The 26,718-nt window shown below is 67.4% G+C and carries 18 protein-coding genes; 13 read left to right on the top strand and 5 right to left on the bottom strand.

Annotation, left to right across the window (positions count from 1 at the left end; genetic code table 11):
• Nucleotides 1-129: 129 nt before the first annotated feature.
• The 10 genes from ACFVVC_RS16330 (at nt 130) to ACFVVC_RS16285 (ending at nt 14,854) form a co-directional block, all read left to right on the top strand.
• Nucleotides 130-1,686 carry an ABC transporter substrate-binding protein gene (locus tag ACFVVC_RS16330; RefSeq protein ID WP_387455468.1) on the top strand — a complete coding sequence of 519 codons (1,557 nt, stop codon included), beginning with the start codon at nt 130-132 and terminating at the stop codon, nt 1,684-1,686.
• A 65-nt stretch (nt 1,687-1,751) separates the two neighbouring features.
• Nucleotides 1,752-2,705 (top strand): ABC transporter permease, encoded by a 954-nt coding sequence (locus ACFVVC_RS16325; protein WP_350224059.1) that lies wholly within the window; start codon nt 1,752-1,754, stop codon nt 2,703-2,705.
• Nucleotides 2,702-4,807, top strand: a complete 2,106-nt coding sequence (locus ACFVVC_RS16320) for a dipeptide/oligopeptide/nickel ABC transporter permease/ATP-binding protein (RefSeq protein WP_387455465.1) — start codon at nt 2,702-2,704, stop codon at nt 4,805-4,807. The genes ACFVVC_RS16325 and ACFVVC_RS16320 overlap by 4 nt, the downstream gene beginning before the upstream one ends.
• A complete protein-coding gene (locus ACFVVC_RS16315; RefSeq protein WP_387455463.1) occupies nt 4,804-5,811 on the top strand; it encodes an oligopeptide/dipeptide ABC transporter ATP-binding protein in 1,008 nt (335 codons plus the stop codon). Before ACFVVC_RS16320 ends, ACFVVC_RS16315 begins: the two co-directional genes overlap by 4 nt.
• Nucleotides 5,812-5,850: 39 nt before the next feature.
• Complete coding sequence (locus ACFVVC_RS16310; protein ID WP_387455460.1) at nt 5,851-8,142, top strand: family 78 glycoside hydrolase catalytic domain; 2,292 nt, start codon at nt 5,851-5,853, stop codon at nt 8,140-8,142.
• The gene (locus ACFVVC_RS16305; RefSeq protein WP_387455457.1) at nt 8,142-9,101 is read left to right on the top strand and encodes a glycoside hydrolase family 43 protein; all 960 of its coding nucleotides are present in this window, start codon (nt 8,142-8,144) and stop codon (nt 9,099-9,101) included. Before ACFVVC_RS16310 ends, ACFVVC_RS16305 begins: the two co-directional genes overlap by 1 nt.
• Before the next feature lie 58 nt (nt 9,102-9,159).
• A complete protein-coding gene (locus ACFVVC_RS16300) occupies nt 9,160-9,624 on the top strand; it encodes a phage tail protein (RefSeq protein WP_387455454.1) in 465 nt (154 codons plus the stop codon).
• A 68-nt stretch (nt 9,625-9,692) separates the two neighbouring features.
• Nucleotides 9,693-12,047, top strand: coding sequence for a glycoside hydrolase N-terminal domain-containing protein (locus ACFVVC_RS16295; RefSeq protein ID WP_387455451.1), 2,355 nt, complete (start codon nt 9,693-9,695; stop codon nt 12,045-12,047).
• Between the two features lie 85 nt (nt 12,048-12,132).
• On the top strand, nt 12,133-13,632 hold the full coding sequence (locus tag ACFVVC_RS16290; RefSeq protein ID WP_387455449.1) for a family 43 glycosylhydrolase: 1,500 nt from the start codon (nt 12,133-12,135) through the stop codon (nt 13,630-13,632).
• A gap of 220 nt (nt 13,633-13,852) precedes the next feature.
• A complete protein-coding gene (locus ACFVVC_RS16285) occupies nt 13,853-14,854 on the top strand; it encodes a LacI family DNA-binding transcriptional regulator (protein ID WP_387455446.1) in 1,002 nt (333 codons plus the stop codon).
• 91 nt (nt 14,855-14,945) lie between these two features.
• Here ACFVVC_RS16285 and ACFVVC_RS16280 read toward each other — a convergent pair whose 3' ends face one another.
• The 5 genes from ACFVVC_RS16280 to ACFVVC_RS16260 form a co-directional block, all read right to left on the bottom strand.
• The gene (locus tag ACFVVC_RS16280) at nt 14,946-17,528 is read right to left on the bottom strand and encodes a family 78 glycoside hydrolase catalytic domain (RefSeq protein WP_387455443.1); all 2,583 of its coding nucleotides are present in this window, start codon (nt 17,526-17,528) and stop codon (nt 14,946-14,948) included.
• 153 nt (nt 17,529-17,681) lie between these two features.
• Nucleotides 17,682-18,590, bottom strand: coding sequence for a carbohydrate ABC transporter permease (locus ACFVVC_RS16275; RefSeq protein ID WP_387455440.1), 909 nt, complete (start codon nt 18,588-18,590; stop codon nt 17,682-17,684).
• Nucleotides 18,591-18,593: 3 nt separating this feature from the next.
• Entirely contained in the window at nt 18,594-19,478 is an 885-nt protein-coding gene (locus tag ACFVVC_RS16270; RefSeq protein ID WP_387455437.1) for a carbohydrate ABC transporter permease, read from the bottom strand.
• A gap of 77 nt (nt 19,479-19,555) precedes the next feature.
• Nucleotides 19,556-20,878, bottom strand: a complete 1,323-nt coding sequence (locus ACFVVC_RS16265) for an ABC transporter substrate-binding protein (RefSeq protein ID WP_387455434.1) — start codon at nt 20,876-20,878, stop codon at nt 19,556-19,558.
• Nucleotides 20,879-21,045: 167 nt separating this feature from the next.
• Nucleotides 21,046-21,876, bottom strand: coding sequence for an IclR family transcriptional regulator (locus tag ACFVVC_RS16260; RefSeq protein WP_387455431.1), 831 nt, complete (start codon nt 21,874-21,876; stop codon nt 21,046-21,048).
• 151 nt (nt 21,877-22,027) lie between these two features.
• Between ACFVVC_RS16260 and ACFVVC_RS16255 the strand changes: the two genes are divergently transcribed.
• Genes ACFVVC_RS16255 through ACFVVC_RS16245 form a run of 3 tightly spaced genes read left to right on the top strand, consistent with a single transcriptional unit; the run spans nt 22,028 to nt 26,711 of the window.
• Nucleotides 22,028-24,757, top strand: a complete 2,730-nt coding sequence (locus ACFVVC_RS16255; protein WP_387455428.1) for a family 78 glycoside hydrolase catalytic domain — start codon at nt 22,028-22,030, stop codon at nt 24,755-24,757.
• On the top strand, nt 24,754-25,746 hold the full coding sequence (locus ACFVVC_RS16250) for an alpha/beta hydrolase fold domain-containing protein (RefSeq protein WP_387455425.1): 993 nt from the start codon (nt 24,754-24,756) through the stop codon (nt 25,744-25,746). Before ACFVVC_RS16255 ends, ACFVVC_RS16250 begins: the two co-directional genes overlap by 4 nt.
• The gene (locus ACFVVC_RS16245) at nt 25,743-26,711 is read left to right on the top strand and encodes an alpha/beta hydrolase (protein ID WP_387455422.1); all 969 of its coding nucleotides are present in this window, start codon (nt 25,743-25,745) and stop codon (nt 26,709-26,711) included. The genes ACFVVC_RS16250 and ACFVVC_RS16245 overlap by 4 nt, the downstream gene beginning before the upstream one ends.
• Nucleotides 26,712-26,718: the final 7 nt, after the last annotated feature.

The following is a 26,718-nucleotide window of genomic DNA, read 5'->3' as shown; positions in this document are numbered from 1 at the left end:
ACCTTTTCAATCAATGACATTGTCATGTTTGGCGCCTGCGGCCGCGGCTGATTCTTGAAGGGAGCCGGCGAGCAGCCAGCCCCCAGAACCGTTCCTCCGTCATCACATCAGAATGCAAAGGCGCACTACATGAAACTTCCGAACTCCACCGCCCGTGCGAGCTCCGCCGTTCTGGCCGGTGCCCTGCTGATGGGTTCCCTGGCCGCCTGCGGCGGCGGGTCCAGCCAGGCCGCCGCGAAGGCTGACACCAGCAGCCTGACCCTGGCCATCGACAGCGACTCAGCCTCCTTCGGTTTCGACCCGCTGCGCGTCTCCGCCGCCCAGCGCCAGTTCTTCGAAGGCCTCTACGACAGCCTGATGACCCTTCAGCCGGACGGGTCCGCAGGTCCGGGCCTGGCCAAGGACTTCAGCTACAACGCGGACAACACCGTCCTGACGCTGAACCTCAAGGACGACGTCACGTTCACCGACGGCTCCAAACTGGATGCCGCCCTGGTCAAAGCCAACCTGGACCGCCGGTCCGATCCCGCGCTGAGCGCCTACTCCGCCGTCGCCAAGGGAGGCGCCCAGGAAATCACCTCCGTGGACGTGGTCAGCCCCACCCAGGTGGCCCTGACCTTCGCCAAGCCGCAGCCCGGATTCGAGAAAAACCTGGCCTCCACCACCGGCATGATCGTGGGCAAGAACGGTGTCACGGACACCTCCAGCCTCGCTGCGACGCCTGACGGTTCCGGCCCGTACACCCTTGACTCCTCTACCGTGAAGGGCAACAAGTATGTCCTGGTGAAGAACGACAAGAGCGCTGACGCTTCCAAGTACGCCTACAAGAAGGTGGTGTTCAGCGTTGTCCTGGATCCCCAGGCCCGCGCCAACGCCCTGGTCTCCGGCCAGGCCGACGTGGCCATGCTGACCTCGAACACCGTTGACTTCGCGAAGTCCAAGGGCGTCGGCGTTTCCCAGATCGGCGGCACCGTCAACACCATGATCTCCTTCGACAAGATCGGCAAGACCGCCCCGGCGTTCGCCCAGGAGAAGGTCCGCCAGGCCATCCAGTACGCCATCAACCGCCAGGCCCTGGTGGACGCCCTGCACAAGGGTGACATCCCCGCCTGGAATGCCCTCCCCAAAGATTCGGCCGGCTTCACCAAGGACCTCGAAACCGAGTTCGCGTACAACCCGGACAAGGCGAAGAGCCTGCTGGCCGAGGCCGGCTACCCCAACGGTTTCGAGTTCACCATCATCGCCGGCGCGCAGACCCAGACGGACCTGCAGGCAGTCCAGAAGGACCTCGCCGCCGTGGGCATCACCATGAACGTGAAGATGGCCGCCTCCACCGACGAAGCCTTCGCCGCCGTCGCCACCACGCCGCTGGGCTACGCGCCGCTGAACTGGGACAACCCCGTCGGCGTGATGTACGGCGCCATCCTCAACGGCTTCACCAACGTCCAAAAGGCCACCGATGACCGGCTCAGCGCCGCCACCGGCGAGCTGGCCGCAGCGAAGGACGACGCCGCCGTGAAAGCCGCCGCCACGAAGCTGAACACCCGGCTGGTGGAATCCGGCTGGATGATCCCGCTGTACGAGGCCTTGACCATCCAGGGCTACAACACCAAGAAGGTGGCGCAGGTGAAGTTCGCCGGCACCAACGCCTACCCGCTCCTCTCGTCCTACACGCCGGCCAGCTGATACCCGCACCGTCCCGGGCGGCCCTTGTCCACCAGGGCAAGGGCCCCCCGGGACGGGCCTGACCGATGGAGGTCACCATGGCACTATTCATTACCAAGCGCCTTCTGATGGCGCTGGCCACCGTGCTGGTGGTTGCGGTACTGGCATTCCTGCTGGTGCACGCAATGCCGGGCAGCCCCGGGGCCGTGTCCCTCGGCGCCGGCGCCTCCCAGCAAGCGATCGACGAGGTCAACCAGCGGATGGGCTGGAACGATCCGCTGCCGGCGCAGTTCTTCACCTGGCTCGGTTCCGCGGTCCAGGGCGACCTGGGGGTCTCGCTCATCGACGGCCGCTCGGTCAGCGCCGACCTCGCCAGCCGGCTTCCCGTCACCGCCTCGCTGGCTGCCGGCGCCACCGTTCTCAGCGCGGTCCTTGGCATCGGCCTGGGCGTCACCGCAGCGGTCCGCGGCGGCGTCGTGGACCGGATCATCGGTGGGGTGGCAGGCATGGCCGTTGCCCTGCCCGCCTTCTGGATCGGCATCATCTTCGTCTACCTTCTGGCAGTCCAGTCCTCCGTGTTCCCGGCGACCGGCTATGTTCCCTTTGACGCCTCCCCACAGGACTGGGCCCTGTCCCTGGCGTTGCCCGTGATCACCCTGGCTGTGGGCGGTGGGGCATTCATCGCCCGCCAGACCCGTGCCTCCATGCTCGAGGCCCTGCAGCAGGAACACATCCGCACACTGCGTGCCACGGCCACACCCACCTGGAAAATCCTCTACGTCCATGCCCTCCGCTACGCCAGCCTCCCGATTGTGGCCGGCATCGCCCTGCAGTTCATCCAGTTGTTCGGCGGTTCGGTCATCGCGGAGCAACTGTTCGCCATGCCCGGCCTGGGCCAGGCCGTCCAGAACTCCGTCAGCACCCATGACGCCCCGTCCGTGCAGGGCGTGGTGGTGATCGCCACCGTGGTGGTGGTCGCCGTGAACCTGGTGCTGGAACTCGCCACCAAGTTCCTCGACCCGAAGTTGCGTGCCTCATGATTCCCAACGTTGCCCCCGCGCCCGCAGACCAAGCACAGCCGACGACGGCCGCGGACCTTCGCAAGACACGTCGCCAAGGCGCGCCGAAGAAGTTCACCGGCAGCAAGCTGTTCGGCTCGCCCGGGAGCATCGCCGGGGTGGCCTGGCTGGCCGTCCTCGTGGCCGCCTCCCTGACCGCGCCGTTGTGGCTGCCGTTCAAGACCGAGGACCAGGACTTCACCGCCGTTCTCTCCGGCCCGACCGCCGCGCACTGGCTTGGCACGGATGAACTGGGCCGTGACCTCCTGAGCCGGATCTTCGCCTCCGCCGCCGGCACGCTCGGAACGTCAATGATCACGGTGATTGTCGCCGTCGGACTCGGAACGCTCCTTGCGATGCTGGCCGCAGCCGCCGGCGAGCGCGTGGAGAACGCCGTCAGCCGCATCACCGAGATCATGATGTCGCTGCCCGGCACCGTGATCATCCTGGCCGTGATCGGGGCCGTGGGAACCAATATTCCGATGATCATGGGAATCCTGGGCGTGCTGATCTCGGCCGGTATCTACCGGGTGATGCTGGGTCAGGCCAAATCCCTGCAGTCGCAGCTGTACGTGGACGCCGCCAAAGTGGACGGCGTCAGCACCGCGGGTATCAGCCTGCGCCATGTGCTGCCCGGCCTGACCAACACCATCGTCGTCCAGGCGGCGCTGATCTTCGCCGTCGGCATGCTGATCCAGGCAGGCCTGGCGTTCATCGGATTCGGGCCGCCCATCCCGCAACCCAGCTGGGGCGGAATGATCCAAGGCGCCTCCCAGCACGTCTATGACGCACCCTGGATGATGGTGCCCACCGGCGCCGTGCTGGCCCTGACCGTCCTGTCCGCCAACGCCATCGGCAACGCCCTCGGCAAGGCGCCCAACGCCACCGCCTCACATCTGCCTTCCGCCGCTGCCCGGCGCCAGCGCGCCAAGGCAGTTGCCGCGATCGCTTCAGCAGCCCCCGCCGCCGCCGCACAGGACGGTGGGGCGAAGGGGACGCTCAGCGTCCGCAACCTGTCCGTCGGCGTCGACAGTAGCGGTGCGGGCAGCGGCGTCCGCCTGGTCACCGACGTCTCGTTCGACGTCGAACAAGGCACGGTCCTGGGGCTGGTGGGGGAGTCCGGCTGCGGCAAGACGATGACCGCGCTGTCCCTGCTCGGACTCCTGCCGTCCGGGGTCTCCGTCACGGGCGGCCAGATCCTCTGGAACGGCAGGAACCTTGCCGCCACCACCGACAAGGCCATGGAAACCGTCCGCGGCCGGGAAATTGCCCTGATCAGCCAGGAACCCATGCGCGCCCTGGATCCCATGTTCACTGTGGGCTACCAGCTCACCGCCACCATCCGGCGGCTCCGCGGCATGGGCAAGGCGGAGGCCCGGGAGGAAGCCCGGAACCTTCTGGAGAAGGTGGGGATCGTGGACGCCGCACGCATCCTGAAGACCTACCCGCACCAGATCAGCGGCGGCATGGCCCAGCGCGTGGCCATCGCCCTGGCGCTTGCCGGGCAGCCGAAACTGCTGGTGGCTGACGAACCAACCACCGCCCTGGACGTCACGGTCCAGGCCGAAATCCTGTCCCTGCTCCGCGCCCTGGTGACGGACACCGGCATGTCCGTGGTGATGGTGACGCACGACCTCGGCGTGGTGGCGGACATCTGTGACCAGGTTGCCGTCATGTACGCCGGCCAGGTGGTGGAGAACGGCAGGACGGACAGCATCCTGGACAATCCCCGGCACCCCTACACCTTGGCTTTGCTTGCCGCAGACCCGCACGCCAACCATGCAAACGACATGCCGGAACGCCTCGCCACGATTCAAGGGCAGGTACCCCAGCCCAAGGACTGGCCCACCGGGTGCCGGTTCGCCGCCCGCTGCCAGTTCGCCGGGTCCGCCTGCCTGGAACCGGTCCCGCTGCTGTCCTCGGGTGCCGGTACAGGCGTGGTGCGGTGCGTCAAAGCGGACCAGCTCGCCGTCGAAGGCATGGACTGGCTGGCCACGGACGTACCCGCCGCCCGCGCCCTGGAAATCACCCCCACGCATAATCCGCGCAGTTTGCAGACCATCGTCGAAAAGGACCTGGCATGAGCACCGCAGTCACCGAACGCCGCGATTCCACGCCGCCTTCCGCCGCCACCCCCATGCTGGAGGTCAAGGACCTGGTGGTCCGCTACGGCCGGGGCCGGAAGGCAGCCGCGGCCCCCGCCGCCGTCGACCATGTCAGCTTCAGCATCGCACCCGGGGAGACCGTGGGTCTGGTGGGGGAGTCCGGATCCGGAAAGTCCACCATCGGCAAGGCAATCCTTGGCCTGCAAAAGGTCTCCGGCGGCACCATCACCTACCAGGGGAAGGACATCACTTCCGCCGGCGCCGCGGAGCGCCGGGCCCTGGGCGGGGACCTGCGGGCAGTCTTCCAGGACCCCAACTCCTCACTGAACCCGCGGAACACCGTTGGCACGTCCCTGGCGGAACCGCTGCGCCTCCGCGGCGTGTCGGCGGCAGAGGCGCGCGCCAAGGCGGAGGACATGCTCGAACGCGTGGGCCTGCCGCGGGACGCCGTGGACCGGTACCCCAGCCAGTTCTCCGGCGGCCAGCGCCAGCGCATTTCCGTGGCGCGTGCCCTCATCTGCGATCCCAAGCTTGTGGTCTGCGACGAAGCCGTCAGCGCCCTGGACCTTTCCACCCAGGCGCAGGTGCTCAACCTGCTGGCCGACCTCCGCGACGAGCGGGGCCTGAGCTACCTGTTCATCGCCCACGACATCGCCGTGGTGCAATTCCTGGCCCAGCGCGTGGTGGTGCTGTACCGCGGCCAGGTGATGGAAAGCGGCCCTGCGGCCGCCGTCACCGAAGACCCCAGGCACCCCTTCACCCAGGCGCTCGTGGCAGCCTCCCCGGTACCGCGTCCGGCGGAGCAGGCGGCGCGCCGCGAGGCCCGCGAATCACTGGGCGTCCGCACCGGGGCGGCGGCGGTGCCCGCACCCGGCGGCTGCCCGTTCCGGCTCCGCTGCCCCCTGGCCACCGAGCTGTGCGCCACCGAACGGCCGGCGCTGCGCCGGGTGGGGACGGCCGACGTCGCCTGCCACTACGCCTGAACCTCCTTGCTTCAACTTTCAGAACGGATCCCTTCTTCCATGACTTCCACTCCCTGGCTCGCCGCCATGATTTCGCCCGAGCAGGACTTCGACGGCGCCCCGCTGCTCCGCAAGGAATTTACGCTCGAGGAGGGCCACGGCGGCGTGGTGAGGGCGACGCTGCGGGCCACTGCCTTCGGCGTCTATGAGGCGTTCATCAACGGCTCACCGGTGGCGGACGACGTCCTGAGCCCGGGCTGGAGCTCCTACGAGTGGCGGCTCCGCTACCGCAGCTACGACGTCACGTCCCTGGTGGCGCCCACCAGCGTGCTGGGCGTGGAACTGGGCAACGGCTGGTACCGCGGCCGGCTGGCCTGGCACGGCATGGCCAACCTCTACGGCAGCGAGCTGGGGTTCTACGGGCAGCTGGACATCGAATTCGCGGACGGCCACGTCCAGTCGGTCGCCTCGGACACCTCCTGGCAGGCAGGGCCTTCCGCCACCACCTTCAACGACCTGTACGACGGCCAGACCATCGACGCCCGCCGCTCTCAGAAGGGCTGGGCGGAGCCCGGCTATGCGCCCGGCGCTGACTGGACCGGCGTGCGTGAACTGGCGTTCGACGACGGCCGGCTGGCTGAGCCGGTGGGCCCGCCCGTGGTGCGGGCCGGCGTCGTCCGTCCTGTGGACATCTTCACCTCACCCTCGGGCAAGACGCTGGTGGACTTTGGCCAGAACCTGGTGGGCTGGCTCCGCTTCACGGTGCGGGGCGAGGCCGGGCAGGCAATCACCATTCGGCACGCCGAGGTCCTGGAGAACGGCGAACTCGGAACCCGGCCCCTGCGGTCGGCGAAGGCCACGGACACGTTCATCCTCTCCGGCGGGGACGACGTCTTTGAACCCACCAAGACCTTCCACGGCTTCCGCTACGCCGAGATCACAGGCTGGCCGGGAACACTGACCGCGGATAACGTCGAAGCCGTGGTGGTCCACTCCGACCTCGAACGCACCGGAACCTTCGAATGCTCCAACGAACTCGTCAACCAGCTGCACCGCAACATCGTCTGGGGCCTCCGCGGGAACTTCCTGGACCTCCCCACCGACTGCCCGCAGCGCGACGAACGCCTGGGCTGGACCGGCGACATCGCCGTGTTCGCCCCCACCGCCGCCTACCTGTACGACGTCAAGGGCTTCCTGCAGGACTGGCTGCTGGACCTTGCCGCCGAGCAGAAGGCAGCGAACGGCCTGGTGCCCATCACCGTGCCCGATGCCTTGAAGTACTGCCCGCAACCGCCGGAATTCCCGGCCCCGGAATCCTCGGCGCTCTGGAGCGAAGCCTCCGTGTGGGTGCCCTGGGCCCTCTGGGAGGCCTACGGGGACATCAGCGTCCTGCGAAACCAGTACGAGTCCATGGCCTCGCACACCCGCCGGGTGGAGGGGCTGCTCTCGCCCACGGGCCTGTGGGACTCCGGCTTCCAGTTCGGCGACTGGCTGGACCCCGACGCCGCGCCGGACCAGCCATGGGCGGCCAAGGCTGACACCGGCGTGGTGGCCACCGCCTGCATGTACCGCACCGCGCGCCTCACCGCGCAGGCCGCCGGGCTGTTGGGAAAGCACGACGACGAAGCGTACTTCGAGGCGCTCGCCGCCCGGGTGCGCAGCGCCTTCGCCGAACACTACGTGGCAGCCGACGGCACCATCCGCAGCGACTGCACCACCGTCTACGCGCTGGCCATCGCCTTCGATGTCCTGCCGACCCCGGAGCTGCGGGAGTTCGCCGGGACCCGCCTGGCCGAACTGGTCCGGGACAACGACTACCGGGTGTCCACAGGGTTCGCCGGTACCCCGTTCATCACCCACGCGCTGACGGACACCGGGCACGTGGACGAGGCCTACCGGCTGCTGCTGGAGGAGGGCTGCCCGTCCTGGCTGTACCCGGTGACGATGGGAGCCACCACGGTCTGGGAACGCTGGGATTCCATGCTCCCGGACGGCACCATCAACCCGGGTGAGATGACCAGCTTCAACCACTACGCCCTGGGCGCGGTGGCCGACTGGATGCACAAGGCCATTGGCGGCATCCGGCCGCTGGAACCGGGCTACGCGCGCGTCCTCATCGCCCCGAAACCTGGGGAAGGGATCAGCTGGGCCAAGACCTCCCTGAAGACTCCGCACGGTGAGGTACGGGTGGAATGGACGCTCGACGGCGGTGCGTTCCGTCTGGAGGCGACCGTCCCCGCCGGGGTGGCGGCCGACGTCGTGCTTCCGGACGGTGCGCGGCACGCCATGGAGGGCGGGACGCACCGCTTTGACTGCCCTGCTGCGGTGCGGGAACCGTCGGTGACCCACTGATGGGGGCCGCCGCCCGGGCGGAACCTGCCCTGCGCCTCGACGCCATCAGGATGCGGGACCCGTTCATCCTGGAGTCCGCTCCCGGCGGGTTCGTCCTGTTCGGAACCAGCGATGAAAATGTGTGGGGCGGACCGGCCACCGGCTTTGACTGCTACACCAGCCAGGACCTGGAACACTGGGACGGCCCCTTTGCCGCCTTCCGGCCGCCGGCGGATTTTTGGGCGGACACCCAGTTCTGGGCTCCGGAGGTATACGCGCTCGACGGACGGTTCTTCATGTTTGCCACGCTCGCAACATCGTCCCGGTCGCGCCCTCGGGGCGTTGTGGTGCTCGCTGCCGATGCGGCGACCGGCCCGTACCGGCCATGGAGCGACGGACCGGTCACCCCGGCTGCGCAGCCCTGCCTGGATGGAACACTCCATATCGACGGCGATGGGACGCGCTGGCTGGTCTACAGCCGCGGGGCGGAAGGAACACGGGAAGAACCGGGCACCGCCGACGGCCACATGTGCGCGGTCCGCCTGTCCCATGATCTTCGCGCCGCCGTTGGCGAGCCGGTCCTGCTGTTCACGGCCTCCTCAGCCCCCTGGGCCAGGCCGCTGCGTCTCCCGGATGGCGCAGAACCCCCGGCGGCACTGAACCTTGCCAAGGACCCGATGTTCACCGATGGGCCGTTCCTCATCCGTTCACCACAAGGGACACTGCTGATGCTGTGGTCCAGCCACGGCGAGGACGGATATGCCATGGGTATCGCCGAGTCAGCAGGTGGAACGCTGACGGGGCCTTGGGTGCAGCAGGATGAACCCTTGTGGCCGGACAACGGCGGCCACGGCATGGTCCTCCGAACCTCCGGCGGCCGGGACTACCTGGTCTTTCACGGGCCGAACGACACACCGAACGAACGGGTCAGGCTCACGAGTGTAAGAATCGACGGGGACAGCATCCGCCTGCTTCGATGAGGTGCGGCGGGGGCGCTGATCTGCAACGATGTGGCAAAGACCATTCCCAGGAGGACTCATGCCGTACACCGTGGATTTCAAGAATGTGTCCACCGTTGGTTTGGAATCGTCGCCGGTTGCCGACGCGTTGGCCGGGCTGCGGGCCAACGAGGCACGCTACTACAAGACCAAATACGACCACGACTTCACCGTGGTCCCCGCGGACGAGGCGCCGGAAACGGTTGACTATGTCCACAACATCCTCTCCACCGAGCGGAACCTGGTGATCTCCTCCAAGCCGCTCGAGGTGTCCTCTTTCGAGGTGGACGGGCTGCGGATGGCCTACGTGTTCTATGAGTCCGGGCTGTCCATCAACGTCATGTACGGCATTGAGGAAGGCGGCAAGCGGGCGGTCGGGTTCAAACTCTCGGACGGCATGGACGTTCCGGAGGAACTGGCGTCCAGCTTCAAGTTCGCCCGCCAGAAGTCCAAGCTTGCGGGCACCATCCGCGGCTCCTACTTCGTCATCAAGGGCCAGTACTGAGCGCTGAAGCGGGGGCATCGCCCGGATCCGCGGGTCCGGTCGGCGCGCCCGGCCCCGATCCCGCCCACGTGCTCTGGTATAGGGATCCGGCGGAGCGGTTCGTCGAGTCCCTGCCGGTGGGCAACGGACTCTCAGGGGCCACAGTTCGCGGCCTGGTGGGTGGCGAGCGCCTCCAGCTCAATGAGGGTTCGGCGTGGTCCGGGCCAACAAGCCGGTCCGCACCGGTACTGGATCCATCCGCCGGGCCGGCAACGCTGCAGGCTGTCCGTTCGGCGGTGGATTCCGGGGATGTGCGGCGGGCGGAAGAGCTGCTGCTGGCATTCCAGGGCACGCATTCGCAGGCCTACCTGCCGTTTGCGGCCCTGGCAGTGGACGTTGCCGGGTCCGCGGCAGCTGTTGACGGTGGTCCCGCCCGCTGGCTCGACCTCCGGACCGGCACCGCGGGGCACCGATATGTGGTTGACGGCTCCGAGGTCCGGCACCGGACCTTCGCCTCCCACCCGGATGCCGTCATCATCCACGAGATCACTGCCGACGCTCCCATCAACGTCCGGATCGGGTTGCACCCCGACGCCATCCGGCCCCTTGGACAGGACGCCGCAGAGCATCAGTGGGGGAACGAACTCCGCCTCCGGGTGCTGCTGCCCAGCGACGTGGCGCCCGCCTTTGAGCGGACTGCCGAGCATATCCATTACGACGGCGACTCCCGCGCCGGAGCAGTCCATGCCGGCATTGCCACCGACGGGACTACGGACGTCACCGCGGGAGTCCTCGCAGTCACGGGCGCACGTTCCGTGCGGCTGGCCATTGCCACCGGAACGGTGCTGGCCCATCCGCACGCCGGCCGGCACGCGAACACCGCGGGTTCCCCTGACGGCCTTTCCGTGCTCCTCACCGGCCGGGTGGCGCGGGCCCTCCAGGACTCCGCGGAGGCCGTGCTGGAACGCCACGTTGCCGACCACGCCGGGCTTTACGGCAGGGTCTGCCTGGATCTTGGCCCGGAAGCCGGGGCAGGGTCCGGTCCGTGGAAGCCAACGGACCAGCGCATCCGCGACTTCGAAGAGGACAAGACCGACACCGCCCTGGTCTCGCTCCTGTTCCACTACGGCCGGTACCTGTTGATTGCCTCCTCCCGCGCCGGCGGGTTCCCGGCCAACCTCCAGGGCATCTGGAACGAGGAATTGCCGCCACCGTGGAGCAGCAACTACACCGTGAACATCAACACGGAAATGAACTACTGGCCGGCGCTGCCCGCCAACCTTGCCGAATGCCACGAGCCACTGCTGCAGCTGGTGGACACGCTTGCCCGTACCGGCCGGCCCGCTGCGGCCCTGTACGGGGCGCGGGGATGGGCGGTCCACCACAATACGGATCCCTGGGGCTACCCGTTTGCCGCCGGCGCCGGTGAAGGCGACTCCATGTGGGCCAGCTGGGCCATGGGAGGCACGTGGCTGGTCCAGTCAGTCTGGGAGCACTACGCCTACACCGGGGATGCCGGCCGGTTGCGGGCTTCCTGGCCGGCCATCGAAGGGGCATGCCTCTTCGCCCTGGACTGGATCGTCGGGGACACGGGCACCGGAACGCACACGTCGCCGTCCACCTCTCCCGAGAACCAGTACGTCGCCACGGATGGGGCGCCGGCGTCGGTGAGCCGGTCCGCCACCATGGATGTTTCCCTCCTCCGCGGGCTCCTCGATGCGGCACGGCACGCCGCCGCAGCCTTGGCGGCGGAACCACCCTGGCTGGCGGAATTCGCGGACAAGGTGCAGGCCCTTCCCCAACCGGCCACCGGTGACCGCGGAGAAATCCGGGAATGGTCGTTCCCTGCCACTGAGCACGCACCGGATCACCGGCACACCTCCCACCTGGCGGCCGTCTATCCGCTGCGGCAGTGGAACAGTGAGGCCACGCCGGCGCTCGCCGCCGCTGCTGCCAGGACCCTGGAACTCCGTGGCCCCGAGTCCACAGGCTGGGCCATGGCCTGGCGCATCGCCCTCTGGGCGCGCCTTGGCAACGCGGCAAAAGCTGAGGAGAGCCTCAACCTGGCTCTCCGGGTGGCGGGGGAGGGCTTCGACGGGCGCGGCGGGGTCTATCCCAACCTGTTCACCGCCCACCCGCCGTTCCAGATCGATGCGAACTTCGGTGCCACCGCAGGGATCGCCGAGATGCTGCTCCAGTCAGACCAGGCCGCCATCCGGCTGCTGCCTGCCCTGCCGGAATCATGGAGCGAGGGATCGGTCAGTGGCCTGCGGGCCGTGGGCGGAATCGAGGTGGACATCCGCTGGTCCGGGGGCGTCCTGCACAGCGCCGTGCTGCGGTCTGCGGCGCCCGTCCACCGGGAGGTCGTCTGGGACGGCCGCAGGACCACGGTACGCCTGTCCGGCACGGAAGAAGTTGAGGTCAGCCGAGACACCTTCGCCTAGCGGTCTGCGCCGCCGGCCCCAGAACGCCTTCCAACGAATGAAATAGGGCCACGCGGTGGGGTGGGTCAGGCGAAATGATGGCTGGATGCACTCCAACCCCATCCTTCCCGGCTTCAATCCGGACCCGAGCATTGTCAGCACCCCGGACGGTTACTACGTGGTGACATCATCGTTCGAGTACCTCCCCGCGCTGCCCATTTATCACAGCCGCGACCTCCAAAGCTGGGAGCTCATCGGGCATGTGGCCACTCGTGAGGAGCAGGTTCAGGTGGCCAACGTCCCGACGCCCGGAGGGGTCTGGGCGCCGACGCTTCGGTACCGGGACGGCGTGTTCCACCTGATCGTCTCGGTCTTCCTCGGAGGCCGCGGCTGCGTCGTATTCACTGCCACGGACCCCGCCGGCCCCTGGAGCGACGGAATTGTCATCGATGCGGTGGACGGCATCGACCCGGACCTGGCCTGGGATGAGGAGGGAACCGCGTACGTGACGTTTGCGCGGCACCCGGACGCGATCCAGCAGGTCCGCGTGGATCTGCAGACCGGGACAGCCTTGGAGGAGCCCAGGCCGCTCTGGCAGGGCAGCGGCCTCTACTCGCCCGAGGGGCCGCACCTCTACCGGCGCGGCGACTGGTGGTACCTGCTGGCGGCCGAGGGCGGGACGGACAGGGGCCACGCCGTCACCGTGGCCCGTTCGCGCCGCCCGAACGGACCCTTCGAGGCGGCGCCACACAATCCCATCCTGACCGCGGCCGGCACAGGCTCGCCCATCCAGAACACCGGGCACGCAGACCTGGTGGAGCTTCCCGACGGCGGCACCGCCATGGTGCTGCTGGGCGTCCGTCCGGTGGGCCTCACCCAGGCGTTCTCCCCGCTGGGCCGCGAAACCTTCCTGACCTCGGTGGACTGGGCTGACGGCTGGCCGCACGCCAGCCTGCCGGTCCCGTCCGCCGTCCCGCCGGAACGGTCCGGGTACGACTTCACCGGGGGTGCAGGCCTGGACCACCCGCACTGGATTGGAGTCCGGCGGACACCTGCGGACTTCACCACGCCAACAGACGGCGGGCTGGTCATCAGGGGCGACGGGAACACCCTCGACGCGGCCCGGCCCGCCTTCGTCGCGCAGCGGCAGCGCCACCTCGGCATCGAATTGCGGGCCGTCCTGGACGTCACTGCCGGGAGCGGCGGCATCGCCGTGCGCAACGCGGAGGACAACTGGTTCGGCGTTGAAGCCGGCAGCAGCGGCGGAGGCGTGACGGTCACCGCGCGGGCCGTCGTCGCAGGCTTTGACCGCACCTGGGAGGCAACGCTCCCGAACGGTGACGTTGAACTGGCGATCCTGGCCGAGCCGCCGTCGCGGGACTTCAGGGCCGGGGCCGTGGGCGGCGACAGGATCCGCCTCCTCGCCCGGCCTGCGGCACCTGATGCTGCCTCGGATGGCCGTGCCGGTGAGGTGCTGCTCACCGAACTGGACGGCCGGCACTGGGCGTTTGAAACCGCCAAGGCGTTCACCGGGCGGGCCTTCGGCGCCTACGCCGTGGAAGGAGACGTAGTGGTTCGCCGCCTGGACTATTGCGGCAAGGACTGACGGGTTTCGGCATCCAGTGGCTGGCGTGAGGACTCCACACCGTGCCAAGCCAGCACCCGGCTTGGCAGAGCGGCACCGGACGAAGAGCCGACCAGCAGCGGGGCGCGCGGTTTACTCGGGGAAAGTATGAAAAAATTGCTGAACATCATACTTAGGAGTTGCCCGGGTGCCACGTGAGAGCGGATCGGTGAAATCGGACGAGATGTCCGCTCCGCCGAGTATGTCCGACGTCGCCCGCGCCGCGGGTGTGTCGCTGGGCACGGTCTCAAACGCACTCAACAAGCCGGAAATCGTTTCGGACAGGACGAGGGAACGTGTCCAGGCAGCCATCGAAAAGCTGGGATTCGTCCGCAATGACGCTGCCCGTTCCTTGGCTGCGGGAAGCAGCAGGACGATCGGTTTGGTACTGACCGATGTGGGCAACTCGCTCTTCGTGGACATCGCGCGTGGTGCCGAACAGGCTGCCACGGAGGCCGGTCACGCCTTGCTGCTGGCCAACAGTGACGTCGACTTCAAGAAACAGGAGTCGTACCTGGACATTTTTGACGAGGCCCGTGTGGCCGGGATTCTCCTTGCCCCCCTGGATGCCAGCCTTGAGGGGGTGGATCGCGTGCGAAGCCACGGCCGGAGAATCGTTCTGGTGAACTACGCGGGCGACCGGGCTGACTGCTGCAGTGTTCTGGTGGACGAGGAACACGGTGGTTACCTCGCAGCCAAGCACCTGATCGATCTGGGCCGGCGCCGGCTGGTGTTTGCCGGTGGCCCGGAGAACCTGCGTGCCGTGAATGACAGGCGACGCGGTGCGCGCCGCGCCGTTGCCGAGGAAGCTGGCCGTGTTTCGCTGGAGATCGTCATCGGGCGGAGCCTGAACAGCCCTGAGGGGCGGCGGATCGCGGGGGACTTGGCTAGCCGCGGGCGCAGTCACCTTCCGGACGGCATCATTGCTCCTTCCGACCAACTGGCTGCCGGGATGATTCACGAGCTGACCGCGGTCTACGGTCTGCGTGTTCCGCAGGATGTGGCCGTGATCGGATATGACAACAACCAATTCGCCACTGAGGGCGCCATACCGTTGTCGACCATAGGCCAACCGGGGCACGAGATGGGCAGGGTCGCTACGAAGTTGCTGCTGGAAGAAGCAGCCGAATCCACGGGACACGAACACCGCGTGCTGATGCTTGAGCCGAACCTGATTGCACGCCAGAGCACGGTGGGGCGCTGAGGGCCGCTGACAGGCGGCGGCAGGGGATAGAGAAACGGGGCGGCGGAGCCCGTAAACGCCAGGCATTGCCGCCCCTGCTTCTGCAGTCCTGCTACGCCACGGAAGCGACCTCATACCTGAACGTCCCCGAGCCCACCTCGACCGGTGGCTGACCAGGCAGCTCAATCCGGGCGGTGGTTCCAGTGGGAACTTCGATCGTGACATCCAGCCCCGTGTTCGAAACACGCCAACTGATGGCAGCACTTCCGTAGGGCGTCTCATGGCGTGCCGACGCATGCGTGAGCCCGCCGCCCGGTTGCGGCTTGAACAGGATTCTGCGGTAGCCGGGGTCCAGTGGTGCGATGCCGGCAACGACGCGGTGCATCCAGTCGGCGACAGCTCCGAGGGCGTAGTGGTTGAAGGACGTCATGCCTCCCGGGTTGACGGTGCCGTCCGGCAGGAGGGAGTCCCACCGTTCCCAGATAGTGGTCCCTCCCTGCTCCACCGCGTAGAGCCAGGAGGGGCAGCTCTTTTCCAGCAGCATGTCGTAGGCGGTGTCGAGAGCCCCGACGGTGGTCAGCGCATCCGAGATGACCGGGGTCCCTGCGAATCCGGTAGCGATCCGGTTGCCCCCGATGGCCACGAGTTCCGACAAACGCTCCCCGGCCTTCTGCTTTTGCTCGGCTGTTGGGAAGAGATCAAACACGATCGCAAGGGCGTACGCCGTTTGGGCGTCTCCTGCAACGGCGCCACTGGGAAAGATGAATTCCTCGGCGAATGCACTGGCGACGGCCCGGCCAAGTTCTGTGTAATGCAGCTCGTCCGTTGTGTTTCCCAGGACTGATGCCATCCGGCCCAAGTGGAGGGCCGACCATGCAAAGTAGGCGGTGGCGACCAGATACCGGTCGGTTTTGCCGTCGGCAGGGTCGTTTGGCGGGGCTGTCGGGTCGAGCCAGTCTCCGAGCTGGAAGCCGGTATTCCACAGGTGGCTTTCTCCCGCCCGGGAATCCATCAGGTCCACCCATGCCTTGGCGCTGCCGTATTGGTCGTCGAGCACCTTCGTGTCGCCGAAGCGCTGGTAGATGGTCCACGGGGTTAATACGGCCACATCGCCCCAGACGGCGCCGGGCCGAACAGGCGTCCACTCGGACCCGCCGGGGATGATCGGGACATACCAGGGCACTGTTCCGTCGGGAAGTTGTTCGACGGCGACGTCTTTAAGCCAGGATGAGAGCATGCCGGAGCAGTCGTAAAGGAAGCTCGCCGTTGGTGCGAACACTTGGATGTCCCCGGTCCAGCCGAGCCGCTCGTCGCGCTGCGGGCAGTCGGTGGGGATGTCCACGAAGTTGCCACGCATGCTCCACCGCACGTTTTCGTGCAGTCGGTTCAATGCGGGGTTTGAGCTGTCGAACCAGCCGGTGCGCTCCATGTCCGTGTGGTAGACGCGCGCAACGACGTCGCGGGAGATGTCGCCTCCTGTCCAGCCACTGACCTCGGCGTAGCGGAAGCCGTGGATGGTGAAGCGCGGTTCCCAGGTTTCTGTCCCGGAGCCTGCCATCGTGTAGGTGTCAGTGGAGATGGCGCGCCGGAGCGGGCGGGTGTAAATCTCTCCGTCCTGCAGGATTTCCGCGTGCCGCAAAGTGATGGTTTGCCCCGGGCTTCCCTTGGCGGTGATCCGCAGCCGCCCGACGAGGTTCTGGCCGAAGTCAAGCACTGTCTTTCCCGACGGGGTATTGAGCACCGCGACCGGGCGTACCTCTTCCGTGCACCGGACCGGCGGCCCTTCCGGTGCCACCAGCGTGTGCGGGTCCCGGTCTACCGGAATGACGCCGGACCAGGATGCGTCGTCGAACCCCGGTTCGCTCCAGCCCGCGGGGAGGCTCCCGGCGTCGTAGGTTTCGCCTTCGTAGAGTCCTGTGAACGATATGGGACCGAACCCAGCCTTCCAATCCGCGCCGGTTCCGATGACAGCCACGGAGCCGTCGTGCAGGGTCACGTGCAGTTGGGCGAGGAGTGCCACTTTGTCGCCGTAGAGGTTGCGGTAACCCTCGTGGAAGCCGATCCTGCCGCGGTACCAGCCGTCTGCCAGCCAGCTGCCGATCGCGTTGGCACCTTCGTGCAGCTGGGCGGTGACGTCATACGTGTAGTAGCGCAGGCGCTGCCCGTATACGGTCCAGCCCGGCGAGAGGATGTCGGAGCCTACCCGGGTGCCGTTGAGTTCGACTTCGTAGAGCCCGTGGGCCGTGACGTAGAGGCGCGCCTTGAGGATTTTCCCTGCGATGGTGAATTCACTCCTGAGCAGCGGCGGCCGCCGGTCCGTGTCAGGGTCTTCTTCCCAGCCGGGGGAGATGGCCACGGCAGTCCAATCTGACGGGGCAAGGAGTCCTGCTTCGACCGTTGCAGCTTGGGACCAGTCGCTGGGGTCGGCTTGTCCTGCGCCCCAAAGCCGGACCCTGACGGTTGCTTCCTCGCCGGAGTCCAACGGCCTGTCCGGCCACGGCACCAGGACAGATTCAGCGGACTCAACCCGGTCGCTGAGGAAGGATTGGCGGTTCCGGGTCACTTCGATTTGGTACGCCTCTTGGGTCCAGCCCGGCCCGGCGGTGGTTTTCCACGATATCCGGGGAGCGGGTGTGCCAATGCCAATGGCTTCGCGATGGTGTTCGAACGTTGCCGGCCTGACGGTCGTTGGCATGGTTGGCTGCTCCTGAGGTGACTTGTCGTCGTATGAATGCTGTGGTGTGGGTGGGGTGGGCGCCGGATGCCGCGGAGGGGTCGGCGGTGTTTTCCAGGACCTCATGGTTGCGGGCGACGGCGGCCGGGGCGACGGGCTGGCATGGTCATCCGGTCAGCCCTTCACCGCGCCGCCGGCGAGGCCCTTCATGACGCGCTGGTTCAGGAAGAGGTACAGGACCAGGGTGCCGAAGACGTTGATGCAGATGGCGGCGAACAAGGGCCCGTACTGGACGGCCCCAAATTCGCCCGTGAAGTTCAGCAGGCCCACCTGGATGGTGCTCAGGTCTGAACTGTTCGTGAAGGTCAAAGCGATCAGAAGGTCATTCCAGATGAAGAAGAACTGGACCAAGGCGACGGTGAAAACGGCATTGCGGACCATGGGGAAGCCGATGAGGAAGAACGACCGGATGATGCCGGCACCATCGAGCGTGGAGGCCTCAAAGACCTCGCGGGGAACGGCACGGAAGTAGGTGGCCATCATGAAGACGGTCAGCGGGAGGCCCGTGGCGGTGTAGGTGATGATCAGGGGCCACAACGTTCCCGTCAGGCCGACCTGGAAGTAGGCCGAGAACAGGGGCAGCAGGATCATCTGCCCGGGGACCATGATGCCGGCCAGGAACGCCAGCAGCACCCCGTTGCGTCCCTTCCACACCATTACCTCGAGGGCGAATCCGGCCGCGACGCCAAGGAGGACGATCAGGAACAGCGAAGGCAGGGTGGCAATGAGGCTGTTGGCGACATACGTGGCGATGTTGCCAGTGGTCCAGGCTTCGACGTAGTTGTCGAAACTGAAGCTGGAGGGCAGGGCCCAGGTGGGGCTTTCCAGGAACTCCTGCTGGGTTTTGAAGGAGCCCAGGAAGAGCCACACGAGCGGGTAGATTTCCACGATCAGGAGCAGGGCCACCAGGACTTTGACGGGGAGCCCGCGAAGCATCCTTCCGGTGTTCCGGCGCGGCCGTGCAGCCGGGGGCGCGAGGTGCGAGGGCACGGTACCGGTGCTGCTGGCTGTTGAAGTTGTCATGGATCAGTCCTTGGTGAGGTCGCGGCGGGAGGACCGGAAGATAAACAGCGTGACGATGAGGCAGAGCATTGTCAGGAGCAGCGCGATGGAACTGCCGTAGCCGTAGTCGCCGTAGGTGAATGAGGTGCGGAACATATGCAGGGTCAGGGGAGTGGTGGCGCTCCCTGGGCCGCCGTTGGTCAAGGCGACGATGGAGTCAAAGACCTTCAATGTGCCGTTGATGCTGAAGATGATGGACGAGAGCAGAACCGGCAGTGATAGCGGCAGGACTATTGTGCTGATCAGCCGGAACCCGCGGGCGCCATCCAGCCGGGCGGACTCGAGGATGTCCTCCGGGATATCCACCAGTCCGGTGTAGAGCAGTACGGCGTAGAAGCCCATGGAACGCCAGAGGTCCATGATGACGATGACCCAGAACGCCGAGGTTCCGTTGCCGAACCAGTCGATGGAACCGAGGCCCAGCGCGTTCATGGCTGAATTCACCACCCCGCTCTGTGGCGCGATTTCGAACATCTTCTGGAACAGCAACGCGACGGCGACGGTAGGCAACACCACCGGGAAGAAGACGAGGGTCCGGATCAGGCTGGAGCCCTTCTTGATCGCAAAGACATAGAGCAATGAGAGCAGGTACCCGAGGCCGACCTGGCCAACCGTAATGATGACCGCGTACTTGAGTGTGAAGACCAGGGCCTCCCCCACAGCGGGATCCGTGAAAAGCTTTTGCAGGTTCGCGAAACCGGCCGGGCTGAACCCGGTGATCGCGTTTCCTGTGAAGAATGTGTAGCCGACAGACCAAAACACGGGCAGCAGCATGGCCACTGTGTAGACGAGCAGGGCCGGCCCCAGCAGCAGGATGATGGCCCGCTTGTCACCGAGAACGTGGTTCATGGTTTTCCTTCATTGGAATGGCTCGCTCCGGGGTGCGGACCACGCAAGGGGATCCGCACCCCGGAGCTATGCCTGGTTTACTTGGTGGCGAGGTCGGCCTGGACGAGTTCCATGAACTTCTGCGGCGACACCGACCCGGTGACCAGGCCGGCAGCGTTCGTTTGGCTGGTGGTGGTGGCCTTGGTGCTGAAGAGTGCCTCGAACCAGAGCACGCTTTGCTGGGTGTTGTTGACCGTTTCCTGCGTGGACTTCACCAACGGGTCCAAACTCTCCACCGGGGTATTGACCTTGAAGCCGGAGATGGAGGCCTTGTCCTTCAGCGCTGAGCTGCCGTAGTTGGTGGCGATGCACTTGAGCCAGGCGCTGGCGTTCGCGTCGTACTTCTTGGCATTGAATGTCATGGGCAGGCCGACGTTGGCAGCGTACTGGTTATCGATTCCGGTGCCGCCCGAGACTTTGGGGAAGGGCAGGAAGCCGATGTTCTCTTCCCCGATCTGGTTCTTTGTCTTGTCGTTGAAGTTGGAGAGGACCCAGCTGCCCATGTAGAACATGCCGGCTTTTCCGGTGAGGAACTGGTTCACCGCGGTGTCGTAATCGATGGAACCGACGCCGTCGCCGAAGTAGCCCTTGGATCCGAGATCGGCAACTGCCTGGGCCGCCTTAACGTACTCGGGGTCAGTCAGCTTGGCTTGCCCGTCGGCAACCTTCTTGAGCGCGTCCGGCCCGAGATCGCTGAAAAGGTAGCCGCTGACAAGCCGGGTGAGCGGCCAGCCTTGCTTGCCGGAGGCGGACAGCGGTTGGACGCCTGCGGCCTTGAGTTTCGCTCCGGCCGCGACGAACTGATCCCAGGTCTTTGGTTCCTGGATACCGTTGTCGGAGAAGAGCTTCTTGTTGTACCAGACACCCTCCACGTTGTACTGGTAAGGCAGCACGTTGAGCTTGCCACCGTAGAGGGCCTTGATGGTCGAGGCGGCACCCGGAAGGATGGCGTCGGAGATGCCCAGATCGCCGAGCGCCTTCTCAAAGTCCAGCACGTTTCCGGACTTGTCCAGATCCTGGGTCAAGGCCGGCGCGTTACCCGCGGCGAACTGGACCGGGAGGGCGTTCTGGCCGGCCAAAAGCTGAAGTTTCTGGTCCAGGCCGGTCTGCGGGACGGTGTCCACCTTGAGGGGCGCTTTGTCGTTCTCAGCCTTGCACTGGTCCTTGCTCAGGGTTTCGAGCTCGCTGCGGATCGTGGTGTTTTCCACGTTCGTCAGATAAGTGAACTCTTTGGACGACTGCGTGGCGGACCCGCCGCCGGCGCCCCCGCCGCAGCCGGTCAGAAGCAGGGCGAGAGCGCCAACAGAGGCGATCACCGGAGCGGCAACACGAAGCCTCGGCCGCACGAGAACAGAAACCACAGTTCCTCCTTGAATTGTGCTTCTCAGAAATTGAAGCGCTTCAAAAATTATGCGGGAAGAAATTGAATCGTGTCAAGGGTCACTTCCAACGCGCAGTAGGGTAGTCTCCGGTGGCTCTCCCGGCGGGGCGGGAGCGCGGCGGACGCCAGTCGATGCCGGGCGCTCCGCTACCCCTGCGAGTGCGTCCTGACGTCCGCGCTTGCCTGCGCCTGGAAGCCCAGGTTGCGGGACACGGCCCTGGCGGCGGCGCGGACTGCTGGGGCCAGGACGTTCGGCGGCGTGGAGCCGTCCGGAACCACGATGGACAGGGACGCCACCACGGCACCCTGGGCGTCGAAGATGGGCGATGCCACGGATACGGTCCGGGACGGCAGGCTGCGGCGGATCATGGCGATGCCGGTCCGCCGCACATCGGACAAGGTCCGGCGCAACTGGCCCTCCGGCATCTCGGATACGCCGGGTTCGATCTCCGGCGGCCGCTTCAGGATGGTTTCCTGGAACTGCTGGTCCGCTCCAGCCAGCAGCACCAGGCCGATGGCCGTGGACCGCAGCGGTGCCCGGCCGCCCACCCGGTACGCCACCTCGGTGGCGTCCTTCGCGGACAGCCGCTCGATCAGCACCGCCTGCTCGTTGTCCCGCACCGCCAGCAGGACGTGGTGCCGCGTGACCTCGAAAAGGTCCTCCAGGTAGGGGAGCGCGATCTCCCGCACCCCGTGCCCGCGCGGCGACAGCGAGGCGACCTCCCACAGCCGGACGCCCACCACATAGCGGCCGTCGTCCAGCCGTTCCAGTGCACCCCACGCCACCAGCCGGGCGATCAGCCGCAGCGCCGTGGGCGCAGGCATGTCCGCGTACCGGGCCAACTCGGACAGGGTCAGTGCCCGGCGCCGGTCCGAGAAGACGGCGAGCAGGCTCAGCGCCCGGTCAATGACCGGTTCGCCCTGTTTGGGCCGCTTGCCGCGGGCAGTCGGGGTATCCGTTTCCGGGGTGGCAGTCATGGCAGTGGTTCCTAGCGCCGTCGATAGTTGCGGTGGCTCGCAGTGAGCTGAACCACAATACTATTCCAACCATTGAAAGCACCCTGTGGGGGACTGGTGGCGGCACACGAAGCTGGAACTCCCAGCAACCGCACTCCAGGAGTCCCGCCGCATGACCGCCCCCACCCGGCTTCGGGCCGAACACCTGTCCGAGGCGATGGGCCTGACCATCCGCGAGCCGCGGCTCAGCTGGACACCGCCCGGCGGAACCGTCCGCCAGGCCGCGTACCGGATCACGGCCGGCAACGGCTGGGATACCGGCAGGGTTGAGTCGGCTGAAAGCGGCGGCATCCCCTACAGTGGCCCCGCACTGGATTCCCGCAGCCGCTTCGAATGGCGGGTCCGCACCTGGAACATCGACCCCACCGGCACCGAAACAGCCAGCGGCTGGTCCGAACCGATGCCCGTGGAGCTCGGCCTCCTGCACGCCTCCGACTGGGCGGCGCAGTGGATCGGGCCCGGCGAAGAGAAAGTCCCCGCTCCCGGGGAGCGGCCCGGCTGGGCCCTCGCCAAGAACTTCACGCTGCAGACCGCCCCGGAGCAGGCCCGCGCCTACGCCACCGCCCACGGCATCTACGAGCTCTTCATCAACGGCCGCCGCGTCGGAGAGCAGCAGCTCACCCCCGGCTCCACCAGCTACAACACCACCCTCCAGGTCCAGGCCCATGACGTCACCGGCCTGCTCCGCGAGGGCGCCAACACCATCCGCGCCATCCTCACCGACGGCTGGTACCGCGGCAGCTTCGGCTACACGCGCGACGCCGACATGTACGGCACGCACACAGCCCTCCTGGCGCAGCTCGAACTGGAGTCCGGCGCCGGAAGGCAGGTCATCGGCACGGACGCGACGTGGCAGGTGTCCGGCACGGAGATCACCAGCGCGGACCTCATGGCAGGCCAGCGCGTCGATTTTCGAACGGACGACGCCGGCCGCGCACCTGCCGGCGGCACGGCACCAAGGCCCCGTCCCGCCGTCGTCCGCCCCGGCAGCCTGGACGCACTGGGCGGGCCCCTCGCCCCGCCCACCCGGATCACCCGCGAACTCACCCCCGTTTCCATCACCCGCCTTCCAAGCGGCAACCAGGTGGTGGACTTCGGCCAGAACATCCACGGCTGGATCCGCCTCACCACACTGGGGGCGCCGGGCGAAATCGTCACGCTGGAATACGCCGAGGCCCTCGGCGGGGACGGCGACGCCACCCGGGACCACCTGCGCCCGCACAATTTCCGCTCACCAGGGGCGTTCCTCGACGCCGGCCAGGTGGACACGGTCATCTCCTCCGGCGCGCCCGGCGAGGTCTTCGAACCCCGCCACACCACCCATGGCTTCCAGTACGTGTCCGTGCAGGGCCTTCGCCAGGACCTGCAGCCCCGGGACATCACCGGCTGCCTGGTCCGGACGGACCTGGAACGCATCGGCACCTTCCGCTGCAGCGACGAGCGGCTGAACACGCTCCACGACATCGTGGAATGGAGCTTCCTGGGGAACTCCTGCGAAGTCCCCACCGATTGTCCCCAGCGCGAGAAAGCCGGCTGGACCGGAGACTGGCAGCTGTTCGTCCCCGCCGCCGCCTACCTGTACGACGTCGCCGGGTTCTCCCGCAAGTGGCTGCGGGATGTCCGCGCGGACCAATGGGAGAACGGCGTCATCGCCAACATTTCACCGTCGGCCGGGCCCGCCGTCACCTCCGCCGAATTCATGGGCTTCACCAACGGCTCCGCCGGCTGGGGCGACGCGATCGTCATGGTGCCGTGGGAGCTCTACCTGGCCACCGGTGACGCCTCGATCCTGGCCGAAAACCTCGATGCGATGAAGCGCTGGCTCGGCTTCGTCCAAGCCTCCGCCGAAAACCGGCGGCACCCCGCCAGGGCCGCCGCACGCCCCACCCCGGCACCGCACGAACAATACCTGTGGGACACGGGCTTCCACTTCGGCGAGTGGATGGAGCCGGACGGTCCCGAGCCGGACCTCTTCGCCGCCCGCAGCGCCGACAACGGCATCGTGGCCACCGCCTACTACCGCCACACCACGGACCTGATGGCACGCATCGCCAGTGTCCTGGGCCGCCACGACGAGGCCGCCGGGCTGGCAGAACTCTCGGGCGGGATCCGGGACGCCTGGGAAACGGAATACCTCGGCCCGGACGGCCGCGTCACCCAACCGAGCCAGGCCAACTGCGTCCGTGCCCTGGCCTTCGACCTGCTTGGCCCCGAACGCCGCGCCGGGGTCACGGCGCAGCTGGCGGAGCTGATCCGGGACGCCGGCACCCATCTGGGCACGGGCTTCCTGGCCACGCCCTACCTGCTCCCCGTCCTGGCCGCCAATGGTGAACTGGACCTGGCCTACCAACTGCTGATGCAGGACACCGAACCGTCCTGGCTGGCCATGGTGGACCGCGGCGCCACCACCGTGTGGGAGCTGTGGAACGGCATCGATGCCGCCGGCACGGCACACCAGTCCCTCAACCACTACAGCAAGGGCGCCGTGGTGACCTTCCTGCACCGGTATGCGGCCGGGCTGCGCCAGGCACCGGGAAGCGCCGGCTGGGAACGGATCATCATCGAGCCACGCCCCGGCGCCGGACTGGCCTCCGCCTCCACCTCCCATCTGGGGCCGCGCGGCCTGATCCGGGTGGAGTGGGCCGTGGCGGAGGGGGCAGCGTCCCCGGGGAAACAGCACGACGCCGGGCTGACGCTCACTGCCACGATCCCCGCCGGCACCACCGCGGAGGTGCTGCTGCCCGGCGAACCGGCCGCCGTCGTCGGGCCGGGAATCCATACTTTCGTTGCCGCCACCGGTGGGGACGCTGCCACACCCGAACTGATGAGGAGCACACTATGACAGTGGATGACGCTACCGGGGTACTCGACCCGTCGCGCCCGGACGTTTCCCGCCCCGGAGGAAGGGACGTTCCGGCGTTCCCGGTCTTCGACGCACCCGGAACACCGGAGCAGGTCTCGGACGTGTCCGCCGTGCACCGGGAAATCACGTATGCCCGGGCCATCGGATTCCGGCCACTGAAGCTGGACATCTGGCTGCCGCGCCAAGCGTCCGGCCCCACACCGCTGGTGCTCTGGGTGCACGGGGGCGCCTTCCAGCTGGGCGACCGCCGGGAACTGCCGCCCACGTTCGCGCCCAACTCGGTGTTCCGGCTGCTCAACGAGGCCGGCATCGCCTGTGCCACCGCTGACTACCGGCACTCCCTTGAGGCACCCTTCCCCGCCCAGCTCCACGACCTCAAAGCCGCCGTCCGGTACCTGCGCGAATTTGCCGCAGAGCTGAACATCAACCCCGGCCGGTTCGGCGCCTGGGGTGAATCTGCGGGCGGCCACCTTGTGGCCCTCCTTGGACTGACCGGCAACCACGGCGGCCTTGAAGGCGGACTCGGTGCGCAAGGGCACTCCAGCGGCGTCAGCGCCGTCGTCGACTTTTACGGTGTTTCCTCGCTGGTGGACATCCCTCCCATGTCCATGCCTGAGGGCCTCTTTCCCGCCGCCCTGACCGCGGCGGTGCCGCCGGGCATCTCCCTGCAGCCTGAGTACATGCTGGTGGGCGGCTCGGATGATCCGGAGCTGCTGGCTGCGGCCAGCCCGGTCAGGTACGTGGATGCCGGCGCCGCCCCGTTCCTCCTGGTGCACGGTGACTCCGACGTGCTGGTGCCGCATTCGCAGACCGATCTGCTGGCCGCCGCGCTCGCCGAGGCGGGGGTGGAGCACGTGGTGGTGACCATCGAGGGCGCCGACCACTGCTTCTTCGGCGCGGAGGACAGGATGGCGGACATCCTCGACTCCGCCGTCCGCTACTTCTCCAGGAAGCTGGGCACGCCATGACACCAGGGACAGAGCCGGTGGCGGTTGCCACGGAGGCTTCCACGGCCGGCGGTCGGGAGGGTACTGCCGACGGTTTCGCCGAATACCTTGCCAGCCCTGAAGGCCCGCGGTTCCTGAATCCCGACGCCGTCCGGACGCCTGGCCCCGACGTCCCCATCCACACGGTCACTGCGGACGGGCGGCACGGGCCGGTGGCGCTCCGGATCTACGGCGAAGCAGCCGGAACCGGCAGCCCGGCCCTGGTGTGGCTGCACGGCGGCGGCTTCGTCAGCGGCAGCGTGGACATTCCCGAGTCTGATTACCTGGCCCGGGTGCTGGCGGACCGGGGGACGCCGGTGCTGTCCGTTGACTACCGGCTGGCACGGGACGGGGTCTCCTACCCCATTCCGCATGACGATGCCCTGACCGGATGGTTCTGGGCGCGGAAGAACGCCGCATCCCTGGGGCTGGATCCGGACCTGCTCTGTTTGGGCGGTGCCGGTGCCGGCGGCAACCTTGCCGTGGGCGCCGCGCTCTATCTGATTGACGCGGGCAAGCCGCTACCGGCCAAGCTCCTGCTGGCCTACCCCTTCCTGCATGCCGAACTCCCGCCGCCGGCTGGCGGCCTGGACCAGGCGGTCATGGCCGGCCTGCCCCGGCATTTACGGTTCACCCTGGAGGACTGCATCCGCACGGCGGAGAACTACGTGGGCGGACCTGTCAGCATGGCGCCGTCCTATGCGATGCCCGGGTATGCCGACCCTGCCGGGCTTCCGCCCACGGCCCTGCTTGCGTGCGAATACGACGACGCCCGCGGCTCGACCGAGCTTTTTGCCTCCTCTTTGGAGCGGGCCGGGGTTCCGGTGTCTTCCTTCCTGGCCCGGGGCGCCGTCCACGGCCATCTCAACCACACGGCGGGGCTTCCCGAGGGGCAGCCGGCCCTGGACTTCCTGGCCCGGGAACTGGCGGCGGTTCGGGCGGCATAGGCGGTGA

The organism is Pseudarthrobacter sp. NPDC058196, from assembly GCF_042882685.1.
GTDB lineage: Bacteria > Actinomycetota > Actinomycetes > Actinomycetales > Micrococcaceae > Arthrobacter.
Note: the sequence above shows the minus strand (reverse complement) of the source record. Positions and strands in the feature narration are given on the sequence as shown.

Coding starts and splice junctions, on each gene's coding strand:
- ACFVVC_RS16280 (WP_387455443.1), bottom strand. CDS start 17,528: ATGCCAACGACCGTCAGGCCGGCAACGTTCGAACACCATCGCGAAGCC.
- ACFVVC_RS16250 (WP_387455425.1), top strand. CDS start 24,754: ATGACAGTGGATGACGCTACCGGGGTACTCGACCCGTCGCGCCCGGAC.
- ACFVVC_RS16270 (WP_387455437.1), bottom strand. CDS start 19,478: ATGAACCACGTTCTCGGTGACAAGCGGGCCATCATCCTGCTGCTGGGG.
- ACFVVC_RS16305 (WP_387455457.1), top strand. CDS start 8,142: ATGGGGGCCGCCGCCCGGGCGGAACCTGCCCTGCGCCTCGACGCCATC.
- ACFVVC_RS16315 (WP_387455463.1), top strand. CDS start 4,804: ATGAGCACCGCAGTCACCGAACGCCGCGATTCCACGCCGCCTTCCGCC.
- ACFVVC_RS16310 (WP_387455460.1), top strand. CDS start 5,851: ATGACTTCCACTCCCTGGCTCGCCGCCATGATTTCGCCCGAGCAGGAC.
- ACFVVC_RS16330 (WP_387455468.1), top strand. CDS start 130: ATGAAACTTCCGAACTCCACCGCCCGTGCGAGCTCCGCCGTTCTGGCC.
- ACFVVC_RS16320 (WP_387455465.1), top strand. CDS start 2,702: ATGATTCCCAACGTTGCCCCCGCGCCCGCAGACCAAGCACAGCCGACG.
- ACFVVC_RS16290 (WP_387455449.1), top strand. CDS start 12,133: ATGCACTCCAACCCCATCCTTCCCGGCTTCAATCCGGACCCGAGCATT.
- ACFVVC_RS16275 (WP_387455440.1), bottom strand. CDS start 18,590: ATGACAACTTCAACAGCCAGCAGCACCGGTACCGTGCCCTCGCACCTC.
- ACFVVC_RS16300 (WP_387455454.1), top strand. CDS start 9,160: ATGCCGTACACCGTGGATTTCAAGAATGTGTCCACCGTTGGTTTGGAA.
- ACFVVC_RS16245 (WP_387455422.1), top strand. CDS start 25,743: ATGACACCAGGGACAGAGCCGGTGGCGGTTGCCACGGAGGCTTCCACG.
- ACFVVC_RS16255 (WP_387455428.1), top strand. CDS start 22,028: ATGACCGCCCCCACCCGGCTTCGGGCCGAACACCTGTCCGAGGCGATG.
- ACFVVC_RS16260 (WP_387455431.1), bottom strand. CDS start 21,876: ATGACTGCCACCCCGGAAACGGATACCCCGACTGCCCGCGGCAAGCGG.
- ACFVVC_RS16325 (WP_350224059.1), top strand. CDS start 1,752: ATGGAGGTCACCATGGCACTATTCATTACCAAGCGCCTTCTGATGGCG.
- ACFVVC_RS16285 (WP_387455446.1), top strand. CDS start 13,853: ATGTCCGACGTCGCCCGCGCCGCGGGTGTGTCGCTGGGCACGGTCTCA.